The organism is Collimonas sp. OK307 (genome assembly GCF_900113705.1).
Classification (GTDB): Bacteria; Pseudomonadota; Gammaproteobacteria; order Burkholderiales; family Burkholderiaceae_D; genus Collimonas.
The window spans coordinates 81,384-100,063 of record NZ_FOQI01000014.1 but is presented as its reverse complement, the minus strand read 5'-3'; the positions used below and the strand labels follow the sequence as shown (position 1 = coordinate 100,063).

General features: G+C 56.1%; 18 protein-coding genes. 11 read left to right on the top strand and 7 right to left on the bottom strand.

Annotated features, from left to right (window positions below; all coding sequences use genetic code 11):
• Positions 1-21 precede the first annotated feature (21 nt).
• From BM205_RS17735 to BM205_RS17725, 3 genes are read left to right on the top strand one after another with little or no spacing between them, the layout of a single operon-like run.
• Positions 22-789 (top strand): GNAT family N-acetyltransferase, encoded by a 768-nt coding sequence (locus BM205_RS17735; protein ID WP_092416189.1) that lies wholly within the window; start codon positions 22-24, stop codon positions 787-789.
• Positions 786-1,670: a UDP-2,3-diacylglucosamine diphosphatase gene (locus BM205_RS17730; RefSeq protein WP_092416188.1), complete on the top strand. Its 885-nt coding sequence runs from the start codon at positions 786-788 to the stop codon at positions 1,668-1,670. Before BM205_RS17735 ends, BM205_RS17730 begins: the two co-directional genes overlap by 4 nt.
• Positions 1,652-2,710: a glycosyltransferase family 4 protein gene (locus BM205_RS17725; protein WP_092416187.1), complete on the top strand. Its 1,059-nt coding sequence runs from the start codon at positions 1,652-1,654 to the stop codon at positions 2,708-2,710. Before BM205_RS17730 ends, BM205_RS17725 begins: the two co-directional genes overlap by 19 nt.
• 103 nt (positions 2,711-2,813) lie before the next feature.
• Here the strand turns inward: BM205_RS17725 and BM205_RS17720 are convergent, their stop codons facing one another.
• Positions 2,814-3,635, bottom strand: coding sequence for an outer membrane protein assembly factor BamD (locus BM205_RS17720; RefSeq protein WP_092416186.1), 822 nt, complete (start codon positions 3,633-3,635; stop codon positions 2,814-2,816).
• 67 nt (positions 3,636-3,702) lie between these two features.
• On the opposite strand from BM205_RS17720, the gene BM205_RS17715 reads away from it, so the two are divergent.
• On the top strand, positions 3,703-4,773 hold the full coding sequence (locus tag BM205_RS17715; RefSeq protein WP_092416185.1) for an RluA family pseudouridine synthase: 1,071 nt from the start codon (positions 3,703-3,705) through the stop codon (positions 4,771-4,773).
• 70 nt (positions 4,774-4,843) lie between these two features.
• Positions 4,844-5,635 carry a peptidoglycan editing factor PgeF gene (pgeF, locus tag BM205_RS17710; protein WP_092416184.1) on the top strand — a complete coding sequence of 264 codons (792 nt, stop codon included), beginning with the start codon at positions 4,844-4,846 and terminating at the stop codon, positions 5,633-5,635.
• A 38-nt stretch (positions 5,636-5,673) separates the two neighbouring features.
• On the opposite strand, the gene BM205_RS17705 is transcribed toward pgeF, so the two are convergent.
• A complete protein-coding gene (locus tag BM205_RS17705) occupies positions 5,674-5,937 on the bottom strand; it encodes a hypothetical protein (RefSeq protein ID WP_092416183.1) in 264 nt (87 codons plus the stop codon).
• Positions 5,938-6,005: 68 nt separating this feature from the next.
• Between BM205_RS17705 and phaC the strand changes: the two genes are divergently transcribed.
• From phaC to BM205_RS17675, 6 genes are all read left to right on the top strand, one after another.
• Positions 6,006-7,775: a class I poly(R)-hydroxyalkanoic acid synthase gene (gene phaC / locus BM205_RS17700; RefSeq protein WP_092416182.1), complete on the top strand. Its 1,770-nt coding sequence runs from the start codon at positions 6,006-6,008 to the stop codon at positions 7,773-7,775.
• A 124-nt stretch (positions 7,776-7,899) separates the two neighbouring features.
• The gene (locus BM205_RS17695) at positions 7,900-8,640 is read left to right on the top strand and encodes a 3-ketoacyl-ACP reductase (RefSeq protein ID WP_092416181.1); all 741 of its coding nucleotides are present in this window, start codon (positions 7,900-7,902) and stop codon (positions 8,638-8,640) included.
• Between the two features lie 226 nt (positions 8,641-8,866).
• On the top strand, positions 8,867-9,430 hold the full coding sequence (gene phaR / locus BM205_RS17690; protein ID WP_092416180.1) for a polyhydroxyalkanoate synthesis repressor PhaR: 564 nt from the start codon (positions 8,867-8,869) through the stop codon (positions 9,428-9,430).
• A gap of 104 nt (positions 9,431-9,534) precedes the next feature.
• The gene (rimO, locus tag BM205_RS17685) at positions 9,535-10,929 is read left to right on the top strand and encodes a 30S ribosomal protein S12 methylthiotransferase RimO (RefSeq protein WP_092416179.1); all 1,395 of its coding nucleotides are present in this window, start codon (positions 9,535-9,537) and stop codon (positions 10,927-10,929) included.
• Complete coding sequence (locus tag BM205_RS17680; protein ID WP_092416178.1) at positions 10,926-11,384, top strand: hypothetical protein; 459 nt, start codon at positions 10,926-10,928, stop codon at positions 11,382-11,384. The genes rimO and BM205_RS17680 overlap by 4 nt, the downstream gene beginning before the upstream one ends.
• 32 nt (positions 11,385-11,416) lie before the next feature.
• Positions 11,417-12,580, top strand: coding sequence for a cystathionine beta-lyase (locus tag BM205_RS17675; protein ID WP_092416177.1), 1,164 nt, complete (start codon positions 11,417-11,419; stop codon positions 12,578-12,580).
• A 26-nt stretch (positions 12,581-12,606) separates the two neighbouring features.
• Here the strand turns inward: BM205_RS17675 and BM205_RS17670 are convergent, their stop codons facing one another.
• The 5 genes from BM205_RS17670 to mfd all read right to left on the bottom strand — a co-directional run bounded on the left by BM205_RS17670 (position 12,607) and on the right by mfd (position 18,663).
• Positions 12,607-13,374 (bottom strand): class I SAM-dependent methyltransferase, encoded by a 768-nt coding sequence (locus BM205_RS17670; RefSeq protein ID WP_092416176.1) that lies wholly within the window; start codon positions 13,372-13,374, stop codon positions 12,607-12,609.
• Between the two features lie 3 nt (positions 13,375-13,377).
• On the bottom strand, positions 13,378-13,878 hold the full coding sequence (locus tag BM205_RS17665) for a GNAT family N-acetyltransferase (RefSeq protein WP_092416175.1): 501 nt from the start codon (positions 13,876-13,878) through the stop codon (positions 13,378-13,380).
• A gap of 17 nt (positions 13,879-13,895) precedes the next feature.
• Positions 13,896-14,258 (bottom strand): DUF4870 family protein, encoded by a 363-nt coding sequence (locus BM205_RS17660; RefSeq protein ID WP_092416174.1) that lies wholly within the window; start codon positions 14,256-14,258, stop codon positions 13,896-13,898.
• 70 nt (positions 14,259-14,328) lie between these two features.
• A complete protein-coding gene (serB, locus tag BM205_RS17655; protein ID WP_092416173.1) occupies positions 14,329-15,177 on the bottom strand; it encodes a phosphoserine phosphatase SerB in 849 nt (282 codons plus the stop codon).
• Positions 15,178-15,222: 45 nt separating this feature from the next.
• A complete protein-coding gene (gene mfd / locus BM205_RS17650) occupies positions 15,223-18,663 on the bottom strand; it encodes a transcription-repair coupling factor (protein WP_092416241.1) in 3,441 nt (1,146 codons plus the stop codon).
• Positions 18,664-18,680 lie beyond the last annotated feature (17 nt).

Sequence of the window (18,680 nt, the reverse complement as noted above, 5' to 3'; positions counted from 1 at the left end):
CACAATCAGAAAGGACGATGAATGCAACTACTAACGAATCCTGGCGAAGCAAGTCCGAGTGTTTCCAAGTTGACGGTTAGTCTTGCCAGTACGCCGGAAGAAGTGCGCGAAGTGCAACGCCTGCGGTATAAGGTTTTTATCGAGGCGATGGGCTTGTCTACGCTGGCTAACGCAGAAGGCCTGGATAGCGACGAATTCGATTCATATTGCGATCACCTGATCGTCCGCGATACCAATACCTTGCGCGTGGTTGGCACTTATCGCGTCATGAGCCCGCATGCTGCACGGCGCATGGGACGTTATTATTCGGAACAGGAATTCGATCTCGGCCGGCTCGACAATCTGCGCGACAGGATCGCCGAAGCGGGACGTGCCTGCATCGATCCCGCTTACCGTAGCGGTAGCGTCATCATGCTGCTGTGGGCGGGCTTGGCGGCGTTCATGCGGCGCGAGCGATGCGATTACCTGATGGGCTGCGCCAGCGTCAGCCTGGCCGATGGCGGCCATAACGCGGCGGCTTTGTATCACGGCCTTGATCAAGATAATTTTTCGCCGGCCGAGTACCGGGTTACGCCGCACGTGCCGTTTCCGGTCTATGAGCGTGAAGCCGGGCACGTGGCGCAGATGCCGCCGCTGTTAAAAGGATATCTACGCAGCGGTGCCTGGGTCTGCGGCGACCCGGCCTGGGATCCCGATTTCCATTCGGCCGATTTCTTCCTGCTGCTGCCTCTATCCAAGCTGGACCAGCGTTACGCTCGCCACTATCTTAAAGAAACGAGGGCGGCATGAAGCCGGGCGAGCAGTTCCTGGATGCGGCGCTGTTTCGTTCGCTGGACGACGCCGCTCCCGGCAACGGATCCGGTTCGAAGCGCGACCCGATCCGCTTTCGCACCATCTGGATTTCCGACGTTCACCTGGGAACCACAGGCTGCCAGGCTGCTCGCCTGCTGGAGTTTTTGCGCGCGACCGAATCCGATACCTTATACCTGGTCGGCGATATCATCGATGGCTGGCAATTGAAGCGTCGCTGGTATTGGGATCAGGTGCACAACAACGTAGTGCAAACGGTGCTGAAAAAAGCGCGCAAGGGAACCGAGGTGATTTTCGTTCCCGGCAATCACGATGAGGCTGTGCGCCAATTCATCGATCTGGACTTTGGCGGTATCCGGATTCGCGATGAATTGGTGCATACCACCGCGCAAGGCAAACGCATGCTGGTGCTGCACGGCGATCGTTTCGATGGCGTGATCGCCTGTGCCAAATGGCTGGCATATGTGGGCGACGGCTTGTATACCGTGATCCTGAAATTCAACCAATGGTTCAACGGCTGGCGCGCACGTGCAGGCTTGCCGTACTGGTCGCTATCGCAATACTTGAAATTGAAGGTAAAAAACGCAGTGAATTATATTTCTTCGTTTGAAGATGCATTGGCGGCGGAAGCAAAAAAGAAAGGTTTGGACGGCGTCATTTGCGGCCATATCCATAAACCTGAAATTCGCGACATCGACGGCATTAAATATTGTAACGATGGCGACTGGGTGGAAAGCTTGTCGGCGCTGGTGGAAGAAGCCAGCGGTGAACTGCGCCTGGTAACCTGGCAGGAAATCATGCAACAAAAGAATGCAGCGTCCAGCAACCGGGTCCGTGAGTTATGCGAATTGCCATCGTAACGGACGCGGGGCAATCGCAAATAAACGGAGTAGTCAATACGTTACGCGCCACCAGCGCTTGTTTGCGCCAGAACGGTCACGACGTATTACTGCTCAATCCCGATGATTTTCCAACCTTCGCCTGTCCTACTTATCCGGAAATTCGCCTGGCCTACAAGCCATACGCGAGGATCGCTGCAAGCCTGAAAGCGTTCGCGCCGGACTGCATCCATATCTCGACCGAAGGGCCGATGGGGCTGGCCGCCAGGCGATTTTGCCTGCGTCATGGGATAGGCTTCACGACCGCCTACCACACCCGTTTTCCCGAGTACCTGAGCGCACGTTCGATCTTGCCGAAGGCCCTGACTTATCGCTGGCTACGCTGGTTCCACGGCCCTTCAAAAGCAGTGATGGTGCCCACTCCGCATGTGCTCGGAGAGTTGGAGCAGCGCGGCTTTCGCCATCTGGTGCTGTGGGGCCGGGGAGTCGATACCGAGCGCTTCAAGCCGGTGGATGAGGATCATGCCTGTATTGCACGCCCATTGTATTTGTATGTCGGCCGGGTCGCGGTGGAAAAGAATATCGAATCTTTCTTGCAAGTCGATCTGCCGGGTAGCAAATGGGTGATCGGCGACGGTCCGTTACGTGAAGAATTGCAGCAACGCTATCCGCAGGTGCAGTTTCTCGGGGCGAAACCGCACCATGAACTCACGTCGTACTATAACTGCGCCGATGTCATGGTATTCCCCAGCCATACCGATACCTTTGGGCTGGTCATGGTGGAGGCTATGGCGTGCGGTGTTCCGGTTGCGGCCTATCCGGTGGCAGGCCCGCTGGACGTTGTGGCACATGGCCGCTCAGGGATACTGGACGTCGACCTGACTTCGGCTTGCCTGCAAGCGCTGGTTCTGGATCGGCATGAGGTGCGAAAGCATGCGATGGAGTATTCCTGGGAAATTGCAACCCAGCAGTTCCAGCAGCATTTGTTTCAAATCCACGGCATGAAAGCCCGTCCCGCGACTCTGCTGGCGAGAAGGTCACGGCCGGTATCGGGTTTGTAGGACTGCCCTGGTGTACTAACTTGCTGCTCCGGCTAATCGCCATAAAAAAACCTCGCTGTGCGAGGTTTTTTTTATTCGTGCGAACTGCTTATTGCCAAAACTATTACCAGAATTTCCACCAAGGACGAGCCTTCGCGAACTTGACGTTTTCGGTAACTGTACCGGTACCGCCGACATACTTGCTGTTCGGGTAGGTTTTCTTCAGTACGCGCTCGGAATCGTCGCGTAACTGCTTGAGGCCCAGTGCGTCGTAAGATTGCACCATGATATGCAGTGCTTCCTCAACCGCTGGCGCATCGCGATATTCCTGGATGGCGCTTTGAGCACGATTGGCAGACGCCACATACGCGCCGCGACGATAGTAATAACCGGCGACGTGGACGTCATATTGCGCCAGCGCATTCACCAGGTACTTCATGCGTGCCAGCGAATCGGGTGCGTAGGTGCTGTCCGGGAAGCGGACAACCACCTGCTTGAAGGCATCGAACGCATCGCGAGCAGCTTTTGGATCGCGCTCGGTAGCATCTTCGCTAGACAGGAAATCGAAAATGCTGATCTTGTCATTGAAGTTGACCAGGCCCCGCAGATAGTACATATAGTCTACGTTAGGGTGATTCGGGTGCAATTTGATGAAGCGGTCAATCGCTGCCAGCGCCTCTGGCTGCTCGCCTTGCCGATAGTGCGCATAAGCGATATCCATTTGCGCCTGTTGGGCGTAAGTGCCGAACGGATAACGCGATTCCAGCTTTTCAAAGTACTTAATTGCCTTATCGTAGCCGCCGCTGTTCATTTCATCCTTGGCCTCCGAGTATAATCGGGGGGCGGACCAGTTTGCGGTTTCATCGACTTTGTCTGGCAATAAGCCACACGCAGATAAGGATAGAGCGAATGCGACAGCAGCTAGTTTTAAGAGTCTTTTTTGCATAGTGGTTTGCAAGATTGCGCGTGTTTGCGTGTGGTTTGCGTGTATTAACAACGATTGATTATAGCTGATGGGACTTCAAGTGATGTCATTTACCAAGCCAAATTTGGCTGAAAGTCTGCCTGATGCTGATTTAGAGGCCAATATCGACGATATTGATGACGGCGTCGATGAAAGCGTCGACGACGGCGATGCGGCAACAGCCAGCGCGCCGATAGTACTGCAATTGACGCCGGATGTGTGCGGTACACGTCTGGATAAAGTAGTTTCAAGCCTGGTGCCGCAATATTCGCGTAGCCGTATCCAGCAATGGATAGAAGCCGGCCATGTCACCGTGGACGGCAAGCCCGGCACCACGAAAATGACCACTTACGGCGATGAAACCGTGATTGTGCTGCCGCAGCCGGCGCCTGACGAACAGGCATTCAAGGCGGAAGACATGCCGCTGGACATAGTTTATGAAGATGCAGCCATCATCGTCATCAACAAGCCCGCCGGGCTGGTGGTGCATCCTGCTGCCGGCAACTGGTCGGGAACCTTGCTGAACGGCTTGCTGTTTCGCTGGCCGTCGCTGGTCGGGGTGCCGCGCGCCGGTATCGTCCATCGCCTGGACAAGGATACCAGCGGCTTGATGGTGGTTGCCAAAACGCTGGAAGCGCAGACCGATCTGGTGCGCCAGCTGCAGGCCCGTACCGTCAAGCGCCAGTATCTGGCGCTGGTGTGGGGCTCGCCGCAACTGAACGGAACCGTGGATGCCGCCATGGCGCGTCACCCGCGCGACCGTATCAAGATGGCAGTATCGGAAAGTTTGATTGCCAAACCGGCCATCACGCATTACCAGCGGCTGGCGACCGGCTTGCTGGAGCGCCGCCCGGTCAGTTTGATGGGGTGTCGACTGGAAACCGGGCGCACGCATCAGATTCGCGTCCATATGCAGTCTCTCGGCTTTTCGCTGGTCGGCGATGCCTTGTATGGCAAGCAACATCTGATGCCGGCTTTCCCGCGCCAGGCGTTGCATGCATCCCGTCTGGGGTTGATTCATCCCGCCACTGGTAAAGCTTGCGAATGGTTTGCGCCGCTGCCGGCCGATTTTGCCGCGTTGCTGGCGCGGGCCGGCATGAGCGAGCCTGAACAAGCGTAACTGATCCAGGCTTTGTTGTTTTTTTTGAATCAAATTTTGAATCGAATGGAACAAAGGAAGTATTCGGCACATGCAATTAATTATTCCGGACTGGCCTGGACTGCCGCCAAATGTTGGTGCTTTTACTACCTTGCGTAGCGGTGGTTTCAGCCGTGCTCCTTATGATGATGGCAATGGTGGCGGCGGCCTGAATCTCGGTACCCACGTCGGCGATCTGCTGCAAGACGTAGAACGCAATCGTGCACGCCTGGACATGCTGCTGCCGGCATCGCCAGTCTGGTTGTCGCAGGTACATGGCCATCATGTGATTGATGCTGACGGTTTCGGCGGCGGCGCCATAGTTGGCGCCGAAGCGGATGCCGCAATTGCCACCCGGGCAGGCGTGGTGTGTGCGATACAGACTGCCGATTGTCTGCCGGTATTGTTCGCCGATTCGGATGGCGGCGTAGTCGGTGCAGCACATGCCGGCTGGCGCGGCCTGGTGGGCGGGGTGTTGCAAAACACGGTGGCGCGCATGAGAGCAGCCGGCGCCGGGCCGATTTCAGCCTGGCTTGGCGCTGCTATCGGCCCTGAACGATTCGAGGTCGGCGCCGATGTTCTTGCCGCATTTGTCGAGGCTGCAGAGACCGGCCAGACGCAACCGCAAAGTCTTGCACAGATCCGGGCGTGCTTTGCGCCCATCGCTCAACGGCCAGGTAAATATCTGGCGGATATTTATCAGCTGGCGCGGATCGCCCTGCACCAGGCTGACGTGCGCCATATTCATGGCGGGGGTTCATGCACGCTCAGCGACAGAAATTTTTATTCTTATCGCAGAGATCATGCGACTGGTCGCATGGCTTCGCTAATTTGGCTGAAATGAGATGGCTAAAATGCATTGTCAGAAATGATCAACGCAATTCATTCATCCGTTTTTTCTGAATGGATGGGCGCCTGAGCGGCTGTGGCAGTCGCTGCAGAAGCTTTTTGTTGTGCAGCGAGCCGGGCAGAATTTTCAGCCCGCTGTCGATTTCGCTTGCGCTGCGGCGTGCCCATCAGGTATAAAACAATTGTCAAAGGAAGAACACCGTAGAGCAAAAATGTCATCACACCTGCGACTGCGGTAGTTTCTGTAATTGCCATCATGAAGACGACGTAAATCCATGCGATGGCAACGATATGCATTTAGGTACCTGCTGTAGAGTCAATCCGATAAAAGATACACGAAAATAAGCCAAAACAACGGTCATCGCATGAATACGCCTAATTTTTCTGTTTTCGATCCCGCCGCATTGTCGCAACTCTCGCAACAATTCAGTCAAGCCTTCAATCCGCAATTCCTCCAGCAACTTAGCCATGTAGCCGATCCCAATACATTCCTGGGCTTGCTCAATCCATCTGCGCAAAACCACGGCGGTGCTGCGGGCTTGGGCGATCTTGGCATTTCGCTGGATCCGGCCGTGCTGGAAAAGCTGCAGGCCGAATACACGCAACAGTTGTCGGCCTTATGGCAGGACATGCTCGCCGCGCGGATTCCAGCCAGCGCCGACCGCCGTTTCAGTGCTGCGGCCTGGCAGGGCAATCCGGTATATGCGTTCAATGCGGCTGCGTATTTGTTGAACGCCCATTTCCTGAACGCGATGGTTGATGCGCTCGACGCGCCGCCGAAGATGAAGCGCAAGATCGGCTTTACGGTGCAGCAGATGATTGACGCCATGGCGCCTTCCAATTTCCTGGCGACCAATCCGGCGGCCCAGCAGAAAATTGTCGAGACCAATGGCGAGAGCCTGACCAAGGGCATCACCCAGATGCTTGCTGACATGCATAAAGGCCGGGTGTCGCAGACCGATGAGTCCGCGTTCGAAGTCGGCGTGGATGTGGCCACCACTGAAGGCTCGGTGGTATTTGAGAACGACCTGTTTCAACTGATTCAATACCAGCCGCTCACCCCCAAGGTGCATCAGCGGCCGTTGCTGATCGTACCGCCGTGCATCAACAAATTCTACATTCTGGATTTGCAGCCGCAGAACTCGCTGGTGCGTTATGTGGTCGAGCAAGGCCACACCGTCTTCCTGATTTCCTGGCGCAATGCGGATGAGTCCATGGCGCATACTACCTGGGACCAATACATAACCGACGGCGCAATTCGGGCGATCCAGGTGGTGCAGGATATATCCGGCCAGGACAAGATCAATACGCTCGGTTTTTGTGTCGGCGGCACGATCCTGTCGACCGCCCTGGCAAAACTGGCGGCGGAGAAAGCCAATCCGGTTGCCAGCCTGACCTTGCTGACCGCGTTCCTGGATTTTAGCGATACGGGGATCCTGGACGTGTATATCGACGACATGCAGATACGCATGCGAGAGCAGGCCATCGGCCACGGCGGCTTGATGCCGGGACGCGAATTCGGCTCGGCCTTTTCCAGCTTGCGTCCTAATGACTTGCTATGGAACTATGTCGAATCGAATTATCTCAAGGGCGAGCAGCCGGCCCCCTTCGATTTGTTGTACTGGAACGCCGACAGCACCAATTTGCCAGGCCCGATGTTTTGCTACTACCTGCGCAACATGTATCTGGATAATTCGTTGAAAGACGCTGGCAAGCTGACGGTGGACGGGCAAAAAATCGACCTTGGCAAGATCGACGCGCCAACCTTTATCTATGCGTCGCGCGAAGATCATATCGTGCCTTGGACTTCGGCCTATGCCTCGGTTGCTTTGCTGAATCCCAAAAATCCGAAACTGAATCGTTTCGTGCTCGGCGCCTCGGGCCATATCGCCGGCGTGATCAATCCCCCGGCAAAAAAGAAGCGCAGCTATTGGACAAACGAAAAAATCGCGAAGGATGCCGACACCTGGCTGGCGGCGGCGGTCGAACATCCGGGCAGCTGGTGGACCGGGTGGGCGGAATTTTTATCCGGGCATGCGGGAAAACAAGTGGCCGCGCCGCGCAAAGCAGGAAATGCCACGTACGGCGTCATCGAACCGGCGCCGGGACGGTATGTCAAGGTGAGGGCGGAATAGGATAGTGCAACAAAGCAACTGGATAAGGTAATAAGATAGGGCAGTACGCAGCGTAAGACTGTGGGATAGGCAGCAACCAAGACGTAGATGAATTTTCTGAATTGTTTTTTTGAAGGAGACAAAGATGGCAAAGCGAATCGTTTATGTAACCGGGGGAATGGGCGGCATCGGTACCCCAATTTGTACTCGCCTTTGCACAGATGGTTTTACTGTGGTCGCCGGCTGCGGACCTAATTCTACGCGCAAGGATAAATGGCTGGCCGATATGCGGGCCAAGGGTTTCGATATTCACGCTTCAGAAGGCAATGTCTCCGACTGGGAATCGACCAGGGCGGCATTTGAGAAGGTCAAGGCTGAAATCGGCGAAGTCGATATCCTCATCAACAATGCCGGCATTACACGTGACGGCCAGTTCCGCAAAATGTCCAAAAGCGATTGGGATGCGGTCATCGATACCAATCTGAACTCGCTGTTCAACGTCACCAAGCAGGTCATCGACGGCATGGCGGATCGCGGCTGGGGGCGGATTGTCAATATTTCATCGGTGAACGGCCAAAAGGGCCAGTTCGGCCAGACCAACTATTCGACGGCCAAGGCCGGGATTCACGGCTTTACGATGGCGCTGGCGCAGGAAGTGGCGACCAAGGGCGTTACCGTCAATACGGTATCTCCGGGCTATGTCGGTACCGACATGGTGCGTTCGATCAGGCCGGACGTGCTGGAAAAGATCGTTGCCGGGATTCCGGTAAAACGTCTGGGTGAGCCGGAGGAAATCGCTTCCATCATCTCCTGGATCGTGTCGGACGAGGGCGGGTATGCGACAGGCTCCGACTTCTCCTTGAACGGCGGCCTGCACATGGGCTAATGCCGGTTTCCGCGTGGATTGCGCCGCAGGCCGGTTTTGCCGGTTTGCGGGTTTCAATTCACGTGGCTTATCGGAATGCTTGTTTCTATTGCAATGCAATAAAACTCCCTGCAATGGATGCTGCACGTGCATATAATAGGGATGTTCTGTAGTAAAACTGATTGCACGAATAGCAAATAAGTAGCAAATATAAAATGCCTTATGGGCGTAGCAACCTGGGACTGAAATGACTACTACAAAAAAAATGTCTGAACGTTTGATCAAGAAGTATCCGAATCGTCGCCTGTACGATACGCAAACCAGTTCATACATTACCTTGGCAGACGTCAAGCAACTGGTGCTGGACAACGAGGAGTTCGTTGTGCTGGATGCCAAGACCGACGACGATCTGACGCGCAGCATCTTGCTGCAGATTATTCTGGAAGAAGAGTCAAACGGCACTCCTATGTTTTCCAGTGCGGCGCTGTCGCAAATCATTCGCTACTACGGCCACGCCATGCAGGGAATGATGGGTTCCTACCTGGAAAAAAATATCCAGGCTTTCATCGATATCCAGAACAAACTGACTGAAAATTCCAAAGGGCTTTACGAAGGCAAACCTTTCAGCCCGGAGATGTGGGCGCAGTTCATGAATGTCCAGGGACCGATGATGCAGGGCATGATGAGCAACTACATCGAACAGAGCAAAGGGTTGTTCGTCCAGATGCAGGAACAGATGCAAAACCAGACCAAGAATATGTTCGGCACCTTCCCGTTTGCGCCGCCACCGCCGGACAAGACAAAAAAATAATCATTCCGGGTACACCCTGCAGCAGGTTTTAGACCGGCGCAGGGTAACCATGGCAGTGGAAGGGGTACAATAGCGACTTTGCTTTGACCCTATCTCCCGTCATCATGTCCAATGTTATTCCTGCAGCGCCTGCTGCACCAGTCTCCGCACTAGCCGCCGCCCCTAAAGTAGGTTTTGTGTCCCTTGGTTGCCCCAAGGCATTAGTCGACTCCGAACAAATCCTGACCCAGTTGCGCGCGGAAGGTTATGAAACTGCCAAGTCGTATGAAGGCGCCGATCTGGTGATCGTCAACACTTGCGGCTTTATCGACGCTGCGGTGCAAGAGTCGCTGGACGCCATCGGCGAAGCCCTGAGCGAAAACGGCAAAGTCATCGTCACCGGTTGTCTCGGCGCCAAAAAGGATGCTGACGGCGACGATATCATCCAGAAGATCCATCCAAAGGTATTGGAAGTCACCGGTCCGCATGCGGTCGGCGAAGTCATGTTTGCGGTGCATAAGCATCTGCCTAAACCACATGCGCCATTCCTCGATCTGCTGCCGCCGCAAGGTATCAAGCTGACGCCCAAGCATTTCGCCTACCTGAAAATTTCGGAAGGCTGTAATCACCGTTGTAGTTTTTGCATCATTCCGTCGATGCGTGGCGACCTGGTCTCGCGGCCGATTGCCGATATCATGCTGGAAGCCGAAAACCTGTTCAAAGCCGGCGTCAAAGAGTTGCTGGTGATTTCGCAAGACACCAGCGCCTACGGCGTCGACGTCAAGTTCCGCATGGGCTTCTGGAACGGCAAGCCGGTTAAGACTCACATGACGCAACTGGTTACCGCGCTGGGCGAACTGGCCGCGCAATACGGCGCCTGGGTGCGTCTGCATTATGTATATCCTTACCCGCACGTCGATCAGATCATTCCGCTGATGGCGGAAGGCAAGGTGTTGCCATATCTGGACGTACCGCTGCAACATGCCCATCCCGATGTGTTGAAGCGCATGAAGCGTCCCGCCAGCGGCGAAAAAAATATCGAGCGAATTCAAGCCTGGCGCGCAATGTGCCCGGACCTGACAATTCGTTCAACGTTCATCGCCGGTTTCCCGGGCGAAACCGATGCAGAGTTCGAATACCTGCTGGATTTCCTTAAAGAAGCGGAAATCGACCGCCTCGGCTGTTTTGCCTATTCGCCGGTAGAAGGCGCGACTGCTAATGCGTTGGACAATCCGGTGCCGGAAGAGCTGCGTGAAGAGCGTCGTGGTCGTGTGATGCAGCTGCAAGAAGAAATTTCCAAGAAGCGCCTGCAAGCGAAGGTCGGCAAGACCATGCGCGTGCTGATCGATGAAGTCGATCGCAATGGCGGTGTCGGCCGTTCCAGCGCCGATGCACCGGAAATCGATGGCGTGGTCTATGTCAAGCCGCCGTATGAGCCGCACAAGAAATTGGTGGTTGGCGAGTTTGTCGATGTCACCATCACTGCCTCCGACGCACATGATTTGTGGGCCGCTGCATGATGTCAGGGGAGGCAGGGAAATTTGCTGCTGCACTGGTGTTAGTGCTTGGTTTTGCTTCCGCTCCGGTATTTGCGGGCAGTGATAAGGCGGCCACCGAGGTTGCCGTTGCCCCGGCAGCAGCGGCTGCAGGGCAGAATTTGTTTGCCAGGTCGCTGACCTTGCGTGGCAAACTGGGCGATGCACAGATCGAAATGCATTTGCAGTTGAAGCCGGATCCTACCGAGGGTATTCAAGGTACTTATACGATTGTCGGCCAATCCACTAAAATCCTGCTGGCCGGTGAATCGGAAAACACTGATGTCATTATGGAGGAATCCATCAATGGCAAAGATGTCTCCGGCGAGTGGGCTGGGCAGCTGGTCGGTAATACCTTCAGCGGCACCTGGTCCACCACGGACGATGCGGTGACTAAACCCTTTGTATTGACTGTCCTGACCGCCAAATCGGCTAAGTAAATCCTGCTCGTTTAACTTGCTTACTATTGAACATGGCAAAAAAGAACCCTCAAACCGCATTGATGCACAGTGAATATAGCGCTCCCGCAGGTTTTGATGCTTTCCCGGTGGCGATTCATCACGCTTCCACGGTGTTGTTCAAGAATGTCGCTGCGATGCGCGCCCGGGACTGGCAGGAAAAGAGCAGTTATACCTACGGCCTGCACGGCACGCCGACCTCATTCACATTGGAAGCGCGCCTGGCTGAAATCGAAGGCGGCCAGCATTGCCTGCTCGCACCGAGTGGCCTGGCGGCGATCGCAATGATTGACCTGGCCCTGCTGAAGAGCGGTGACGATGTGCTGCTGCCAGACAACGTATATAACCCGAATCGGGATCTGAACAACTGGCTGGCCAAGGATTTCGGCATTACAGCCCGTTATTACGATCCTTTGATCGGCGCCGGCATTGCAGATCTGATCCAGCCGAATACACGCTTGATCTGGACCGAAGCGCCGGGTTCGGTATCGATGGAAGTACCGGATCTTCCTGCTATTTGTGCCGCTGCGCATGCCAAAGGCGCGCTGGTGGCAATCGACAACACCTGGTCTGCCGGCCTGGCCTTACGCGCGTTCGATCTCGGTGTCGATATCGTGATGCAAGCATTGACCAAGTACCAGTCGGGCGGATCGGATGTGCTGATGGGCGCCGTGATCTCCAGGGATCCTGCGCTGAATCAACGCTTGCAGACTGCACACATGCGGTTGGGTTTCGGCGTCGGCATGGACGATGCCTATCTGGTGTTGCGCGGCCTGCCAACCATGAAGTTGCGCTTTGAAGCGCATGATGCTGCGGCACGTACAGTCGCTGCCTGGTTGCAGCAGCAGCCACAGATCAGCAAGGTGCTGCATCCGGCTTTTGCGGATTGCCCCGGTCATGAGACGTGGAAGCGTGATTTTACCGGAGCGGGTGGTTTGTTTTCGGTGCTGTTCGATGCGCGTTATAGCGAAGAACAAACCGACCGCTTCGTCGACAGCTTGAAATTATTCAAGATCGGTTATAGCTGGGGTGGCGCCAACAGCCTCTGTGTTCCGTACCGGATCCAGACCATGCGGAAAGACTGGCAAGATCAGGGCGTGCTGGTACGCTTCAATATCGGCCTGGAAGATCCGCAGGATTTGATTGCCGATATCGAGCAAGCCTTCGTGGCCATGTAGGTGGCGGGTTTAGTTTTGCGCGCCCTTCAGTTTTTTTCAAGCAGGTAGTAGCCAAATCCCAGCGTGGCCTTGCCCGATTCCAGATAACTGTCGTACCAACGCTGGGCACGTTCGCTGAAACCCGTAGCATCTGGATCCTCAGGGTGGGTTGCCACATGGCGCATCATTGCCTGGCAGTACATGCCTTCATATTGATCCCATTCATCGCCACTACTCACCGTTGATGTCAGTAGCCTGTAGCCATGTGTCAGCGCGCGGCTCGCGTTCAGCTCGTGACTGGTGAGTTCATCGCGTGTCGCGCCGAGCATGGCGAGGTACTGTTCCGAAGGAGATTGTTTCCAATAACCTTCGCCAATCAGAAGTAAGCCGCCGGGTTTGAGCCATTGCCGGCAGGTGGCGAGAGAGCGATCAAAGCCGCCGAATACGTGGCTCGAACCAATGCAAAGAATGGCGTCGTAACCGGTTGCCGGTAATGGATGCTGTTCCACCGGGCTTTCGACAAGAGTCAGGCGGTCATCGCCTGGATTACTGCGAGCCCACGCATTTTCTGCTTCGGCAAGGAAGCGTGAATTGATGTCGACGCCGACGCCACGGACCGAGGCCGGCGCCGATTGCAACAAATCACGCAGTAGTGCGGCTTTACCGCATCCGGCATCCAGCACCAACGCATCGGGTGTTAGCTGCAACGCAGCTAATAGCGTGCTGGCTTTAGCGGGCGAAAGAGGGCAGCAGTAGCGATGATCGCTGTGCGCAATAGTGGTGTATTTGAATTGATCTTGCGTGGAAGTTGACATCTGTTAGCCCAGGCATTGCAACATATAGACGGCACGCGCCTGATTAGCCGATATTTGATAACTGGCGAGATTTTCCCTGGCGGGCGAGTGCTCGACTTCTACGGCTGCATAGCCCAGCGCACCCCAAAATATTTGCGACTGCTGCACCGATACCAGTGCGCTCCAGCGCATGTCGGATCCGCGCGCATATTTCAGCGCAGCCGCCACTAAAGCGTTACCCGCCTGCCGGCCCCGAGCGTCCGGCGCTACGGCCAGGTCATGCAAGTACAGGCAATCCGGCGTTGCAGCAATCTTGAAAGGGTGGTCCAGCGCCGTGATGACATTTTTGTTTGACGGATAACTGAACAAATATGCCGCCGGGTCTTGTCCCTGCTGCGACCAGACCCAGCAAGTGGCCGGTGTCAGGTCGCGGCGGGCGCGGAATACCGCTTCAGACTCTTGCATAAGCGATGGATAACATTCCGCCTGGATGCGCATCACGGCTGGGATGTCATTCCCAGACATGATTCTGACAACCGAACTCAAGCCGGCATCGCCTTATTGTCATTCAAATCAACCAGGCCCTTGATCAGGCGATAGGCTTTCCACAGCCAGGCAATACCCCACGCGGCGAAAGCCAGCGGAATGCCAACTACTGTCAGGAACAGAGCGCCGCCGACGAACATCCACAATAGATACCACCAGAACGAACGAATTTGCCAATTGTGATGGCTATACACAAAAGTGTCCGCCGCATCCGAGCGTTTGACATAGTTGATGATCAGGGGGATCCAGGAAAACGCCCCGAGGGAAAGCACCAGGCTGGCGGCATGAAAAAGATAAAGCCACCAGGCAAGATTCTTCTCGGAATGCAATTTGCTATCGAAAACCAATTCTTGTGCCATGACTATCCTTTGGATTTTGTTAAGGAAGTGGCGCTTCTTTCAACGGAATTTCAATCGAAATTCAACGGAATCACGCCAATATAGGCAAGATGCCATCCAAACCGACAAAATTCAAGGCCACGCTGGCTTGCGCCCGCACCACGGGCTTGGCGCGGAAGGCCACCGACAGGCCGGCAATCTTCATCATGTTCAGGTCGTTGGCGCCGTCGCCCATGACGATGGCCTGGCTTGGGGCGATGTTCAGCTCGGCACAGACGCGCTCGATAGTCAGTTTCTTTTCCTCGGCGTTGACGATGCCGCCGACTACTTTACCAGTCAGTTTGCCGTCCACAATTTCAAGTACGTTGGAATGGGCGTAATCGAGCCCCAGGGCGGCTTTCATGCGATCGGTAAAGAAGGTGAAGCCGCCGGAAACCAGCAAGGTCTTGATGCCGGCAGCCTTGACTGCGGCCAGCATGTTTTCCGCTCCGGGCGATAGTTGCAGCCGTTCGTCAAACACCCTTTGCAACGCCGCAGCATCCAGACCTTTGAGCAAGGCCACGCGCCGGGTCAGACTTTCGTTGAACTCGATTTCGCCACGCATCGCCGCTTCGGTAATTGCCGAGACTTGCGGCTTCAAACCTTGCATGTCGGCGATTTCATCGATGCATTCGATAGTGATCAAGGTCGAATCCATGTCCATTGCCAGCAATTTGAAATCGCCCAGTTTGGGCGCTGATGGCAGCCATGCGCAGTCGATCCCGACGCCGTAGCAGGCAGTGTCAATCAGCGCCTTGAGGCTTTCAGAATACGCGACGTCGTCGCAACGCCACGCATTGCGGCCGGCGCTGCTTATATCTGTGGCGGTAACGTCAGCCAGGCTGGCGATACGGTCAATGGCGTTGCGTTCTGCGCTCAGGCTTTGCAAGATGAGGTTCATGTGTCTGTATGGCTTTATGAAAATTTAAATAATTGAATAACGATGCTATCCCGCCAGAGCCTTGATGGTGGCCTTGACCTGCGTCAGGCGCGCCGCCAGGTCGGGCATGTTGACGGTTATCCGCAACTTGTCCTGGCCGTTGAGCTTGATATGGCGGTTTTTTTGAATCAGTTCGATGATGCGCATGGCGTCGATCGGCGGATTCGGTATGAACTGCAGCAGGGCGGAGTCGGTATGGGCGTCGATCTTGACGATGCCTATCGATTTGGCGGCAATCCGCAGGCGATGGGTTTCGATCAAGGCTTTAGCCGGATCCGGCAACTTGCCGAAACGATCGATCAATTCCTCCTGCAGGTCGTCGATCTTGTCTTGCGCGTTGCAATTGGCCAGTCGCTTGTAGATCGATAACCGTTCGTGCACGTCGCCGCAATAGTCTGCGGGCAGCAAGGCCGGCACGTGCAAATTGATTTCGGTGGTGGTCGACAGCGGCGCCGCCAGATCCGGTTCCTTGCCGTTCTTCAATGAGCGCACGGCTTCGTTGAGCATGTCGGAATACAGCTGGAAGCCGATCTCTTGCATTTCGCCGGACTGGTTTTCGCCAAGCACCTCACCGGCGCCACGGATTTCCAGGTCGTGCATGGCCAGGTAGAAGCCGCTGCCCAGCTCTTCCATTTGCTGGATCGCATCCAGCCGGCGCTGCGCCAGTTTGGTCAAGCCTTGGACGTCATGCACCAGCAGGTAAGCATAAGCCTGGTGGTGCGAGCGGCCAACCCGGCCGCGCAACTGATGCAGCTGGGCCAGGCCGAACTTGTCGGCGCGATGCATGATGATGGTGTTGGCAGTTGGAACGTCGATACCGGTTTCGATAATGGTGGTGCACAGCAGGATGTTAAAGCGCTGGGCAACGAAGTCGCGCATCACTTTTTCCAGGTCGCGTTCGTGCATCTGGCCGTGGGCGATGGCTATGCGCGCTTCCGGTAACAGCGCTTCCAGCATCGCTTTGCGGTTCTGGATGGTATCGACTTCGTTATGCAGGAAGTAGACCTGGCCGCCGCGCTTCAATTCGCGCAAGCAGGCTTCACGGATGGTCGATTCGCCTTCGCTGCGGACGAAAGTCTTGATGGCCAGGCGTTTTTGCGGCGCGGTGGCGATGATCGAAAACTCACGCAAGCCTTCCAGCGCCATGCCCAGCGTACGCGGGATCGGCGTGGCGGTCAGCGTCAAGACGTCGACTTCGGCCCGCAACGCCTTGAGCGCTTCTTTCTGCCGCACGCCAAACCGGTGTTCTTCATCGATGATCACCAGCCCCAGACGTGAGAATTTGATGTCGTCGGATAATAATTTGTGGGTGCCGATCACGATATCCAGCGTGCCGTCGGCCATGCCCTTGATAGCTTGCGTGACTTCCTTGCCGGAGCGGAAACGCGACAGTTCGGCGATTTTTACCGGCCAGTCGGCAAAGCGGTCGGCGAAGGTTTGCGCGTGCTGTTCCGCCAGCAAGGTAGTCGGCGCCAGGATCGCGACCTGTTTGCCGCCAAGCACGGCGACAAACGCCGCGCGCAACGCGACCTCGGTCTTGCCGAAGCCGACATCGCCGCAAATCAGCCGGTCCATCGGTTTGCCGCTGGTCATATCCTGGATCACTGCATTGATCGCAGCGGCCTGATCGACCGTTTCTTCAAAGCCGAAACTTTCAGAGAATGCCTCATAGTCGTGGGCGGAGTATTCGAATGCATGACCTTGGCGTAAAGCGCGCCGCGCATATAGATTCAATAATTCCGCAGCGGTGTCGCGCACCTGTTGCGCAGCCTTGCGCTTGGCTTTTTCCCATTGCCCGGAACCGAGCGCATGTAGCGGCGCATCTTCGGGGGAGGCGCCGGAATAACGCGAAATCACATGCAGTTGCGATACCGGCACGTATAACTTGGTGTCCTTGGCGTATTCCAGATGCAGGAATTCGGTCTCGCCTTCGCCCAGGTCCATGCTAAGCAAGCCCATGTAGCGGCCGATGCCGTGGTTGATATGCACCACCGGATCGCCGATCTTGAGCTCGGACAGGTCGCGCACCATCGATTCGACCTGGGTCGCGCCTTCCTGCTTCTTCTTGCCGATGCGGCGGCCGGAGCCGGCGTACAGTTCGGTTTCCGTGATGAAGATGCACTGCGGCAGCTCAAAGCCGCCGTGCAAGGGCGCCACGCCTAGCATCAGTTTTTTGGTGGAAGTGGCGAAATCGGCGTAACCGTCGCACAGCGCCAACGGCAAATCGTATTCGTTGAAATACTGCTGCAAGGTTTCGCGGCGGCCATTCGATTCGGCGCAGATCATCACGCGGCGGTCGCTTTGCAGCAGATAGGCGCGCAGATTGGTCAACGGATCGTCGATACGGCGGTTAACCGCGATATTTGGAATCGGCGCAGATAGTTCGGAGGCCGCATCGCTCTGCTGAATCACCCAGCGGCCATACGGCTTGGCCAGGCTGAAGAAGTTCTCACCGGTCAGGAACAAGGCTTCCGGCGCCAGCAAAGGGCGCTCGCGATCCGATTTCAGGAATTTGTAGCGCGACTGGGTATCGTTCCAGAAGCGTTGGATGGCGCCGTCGATATCGCCGACCAGGGCAAACGTCGCGTCGGCCGGCAGATAGTCGAACAAGGTCGCCGTGTCTTCAAAAAACAGCGGCAGGTAATATTCGATACCAGCGGAGGCGATGCCGTTGCCGATGTCCTTGTATATCGCCGAACGCGACGGGTCGCCTTCGAATACTTCCCGCCAGCGGCTACGGAACGCCGAGCGTGCCGCCTCGTCCATCGGGAATTCGCGGCCCGGCAATAGCCGTACTTCCTTGACCGGATACAGCGAGCGCTGGGTATCGGCGTCGAAGGTGCGTATGGTTTCGATGGCGTCGCCGAACAAATCGAGCCGGTACGGTAACACCGAGCCCATCGGGAAAATATCGATCAAGCCGCCGCGCACCGAATATTCGCCGGGCGACATGACCTGGTTGACGTGGCTATAACCCGCCAGCGTCAGTTGTGATTTCAGGCGCGCTTCATCCAGCGTCTCGCCTTGTTTGAAAAAGAAGGTGTAACCCGCCAGGAAGGACGGTGGCGCCATTCTGACCAAGGCAGTGGTGGCAGGCACCAGCAGCACGTCGCATTGGCCGCTCTGGACCTCATACAAGGTCGCCAGCCGTTCCGATACCAGGTCCTGGTGCGGCGAGAAGGCATCGTAGGGCAGGGTTTCCCAGTCCGGCAGCAAATGGCAGCGCAGGCCGTTGGACTCGTCGCCAGTGGTTTGAAACCAGGGGATTTCCGTACGCAGCCGCTGCCCATCGGTGGCGTCGGCCACTACTACCACCAGCATCCGTTGTTGCGACTTGAGCGCCAGCGCAGCTTGCGCCAATGCGTAGGCATCGGCTGAGCCGTGCAAAGCCGGCAGCACGAAACGGGCAGCCGGTTTAGGCAGCAATTTTTCTAGATCAAAGGACATTAGGGCCTGTGAAAGTG

Coding starts and splice junctions, on each gene's coding strand:
- BM205_RS17725 (WP_092416187.1), top strand. CDS start 1,652: ATGCGAATTGCCATCGTAACGGACGCGGGGCAATCGCAAATAAACGGA.
- BM205_RS17695 (WP_092416181.1), top strand. CDS start 7,900: ATGGCAAAGCGAATCGTTTATGTAACCGGGGGAATGGGCGGCATCGGT.
- BM205_RS17735 (WP_092416189.1), top strand. CDS start 22: ATGCAACTACTAACGAATCCTGGCGAAGCAAGTCCGAGTGTTTCCAAG.
- serB (WP_092416173.1), bottom strand. CDS start 15,177: ATGAACCTCATCTTGCAAAGCCTGAGCGCAGAACGCAACGCCATTGAC.
- BM205_RS17730 (WP_092416188.1), top strand. CDS start 786: ATGAAGCCGGGCGAGCAGTTCCTGGATGCGGCGCTGTTTCGTTCGCTG.
- phaC (WP_092416182.1), top strand. CDS start 6,006: ATGAATACGCCTAATTTTTCTGTTTTCGATCCCGCCGCATTGTCGCAA.
- BM205_RS17715 (WP_092416185.1), top strand. CDS start 3,703: ATGGGACTTCAAGTGATGTCATTTACCAAGCCAAATTTGGCTGAAAGT.
- BM205_RS17705 (WP_092416183.1), bottom strand. CDS start 5,937: ATGCATATCGTTGCCATCGCATGGATTTACGTCGTCTTCATGATGGCA.
- BM205_RS17680 (WP_092416178.1), top strand. CDS start 10,926: ATGATGTCAGGGGAGGCAGGGAAATTTGCTGCTGCACTGGTGTTAGTG.
- BM205_RS17665 (WP_092416175.1), bottom strand. CDS start 13,878: ATGTCTGGGAATGACATCCCAGCCGTGATGCGCATCCAGGCGGAATGT.
- phaR (WP_092416180.1), top strand. CDS start 8,867: ATGACTACTACAAAAAAAATGTCTGAACGTTTGATCAAGAAGTATCCG.
- pgeF (WP_092416184.1), top strand. CDS start 4,844: ATGCAATTAATTATTCCGGACTGGCCTGGACTGCCGCCAAATGTTGGT.
- BM205_RS17670 (WP_092416176.1), bottom strand. CDS start 13,374: ATGTCAACTTCCACGCAAGATCAATTCAAATACACCACTATTGCGCAC.
- BM205_RS17675 (WP_092416177.1), top strand. CDS start 11,417: ATGGCAAAAAAGAACCCTCAAACCGCATTGATGCACAGTGAATATAGC.
- rimO (WP_092416179.1), top strand. CDS start 9,535: ATGTCCAATGTTATTCCTGCAGCGCCTGCTGCACCAGTCTCCGCACTA.
- mfd (WP_092416241.1), bottom strand. CDS start 18,663: ATGTCCTTTGATCTAGAAAAATTGCTGCCTAAACCGGCTGCCCGTTTC.
- BM205_RS17660 (WP_092416174.1), bottom strand. CDS start 14,258: ATGGCACAAGAATTGGTTTTCGATAGCAAATTGCATTCCGAGAAGAAT.
- BM205_RS17720 (WP_092416186.1), bottom strand. CDS start 3,635: ATGCAAAAAAGACTCTTAAAACTAGCTGCTGTCGCATTCGCTCTATCC.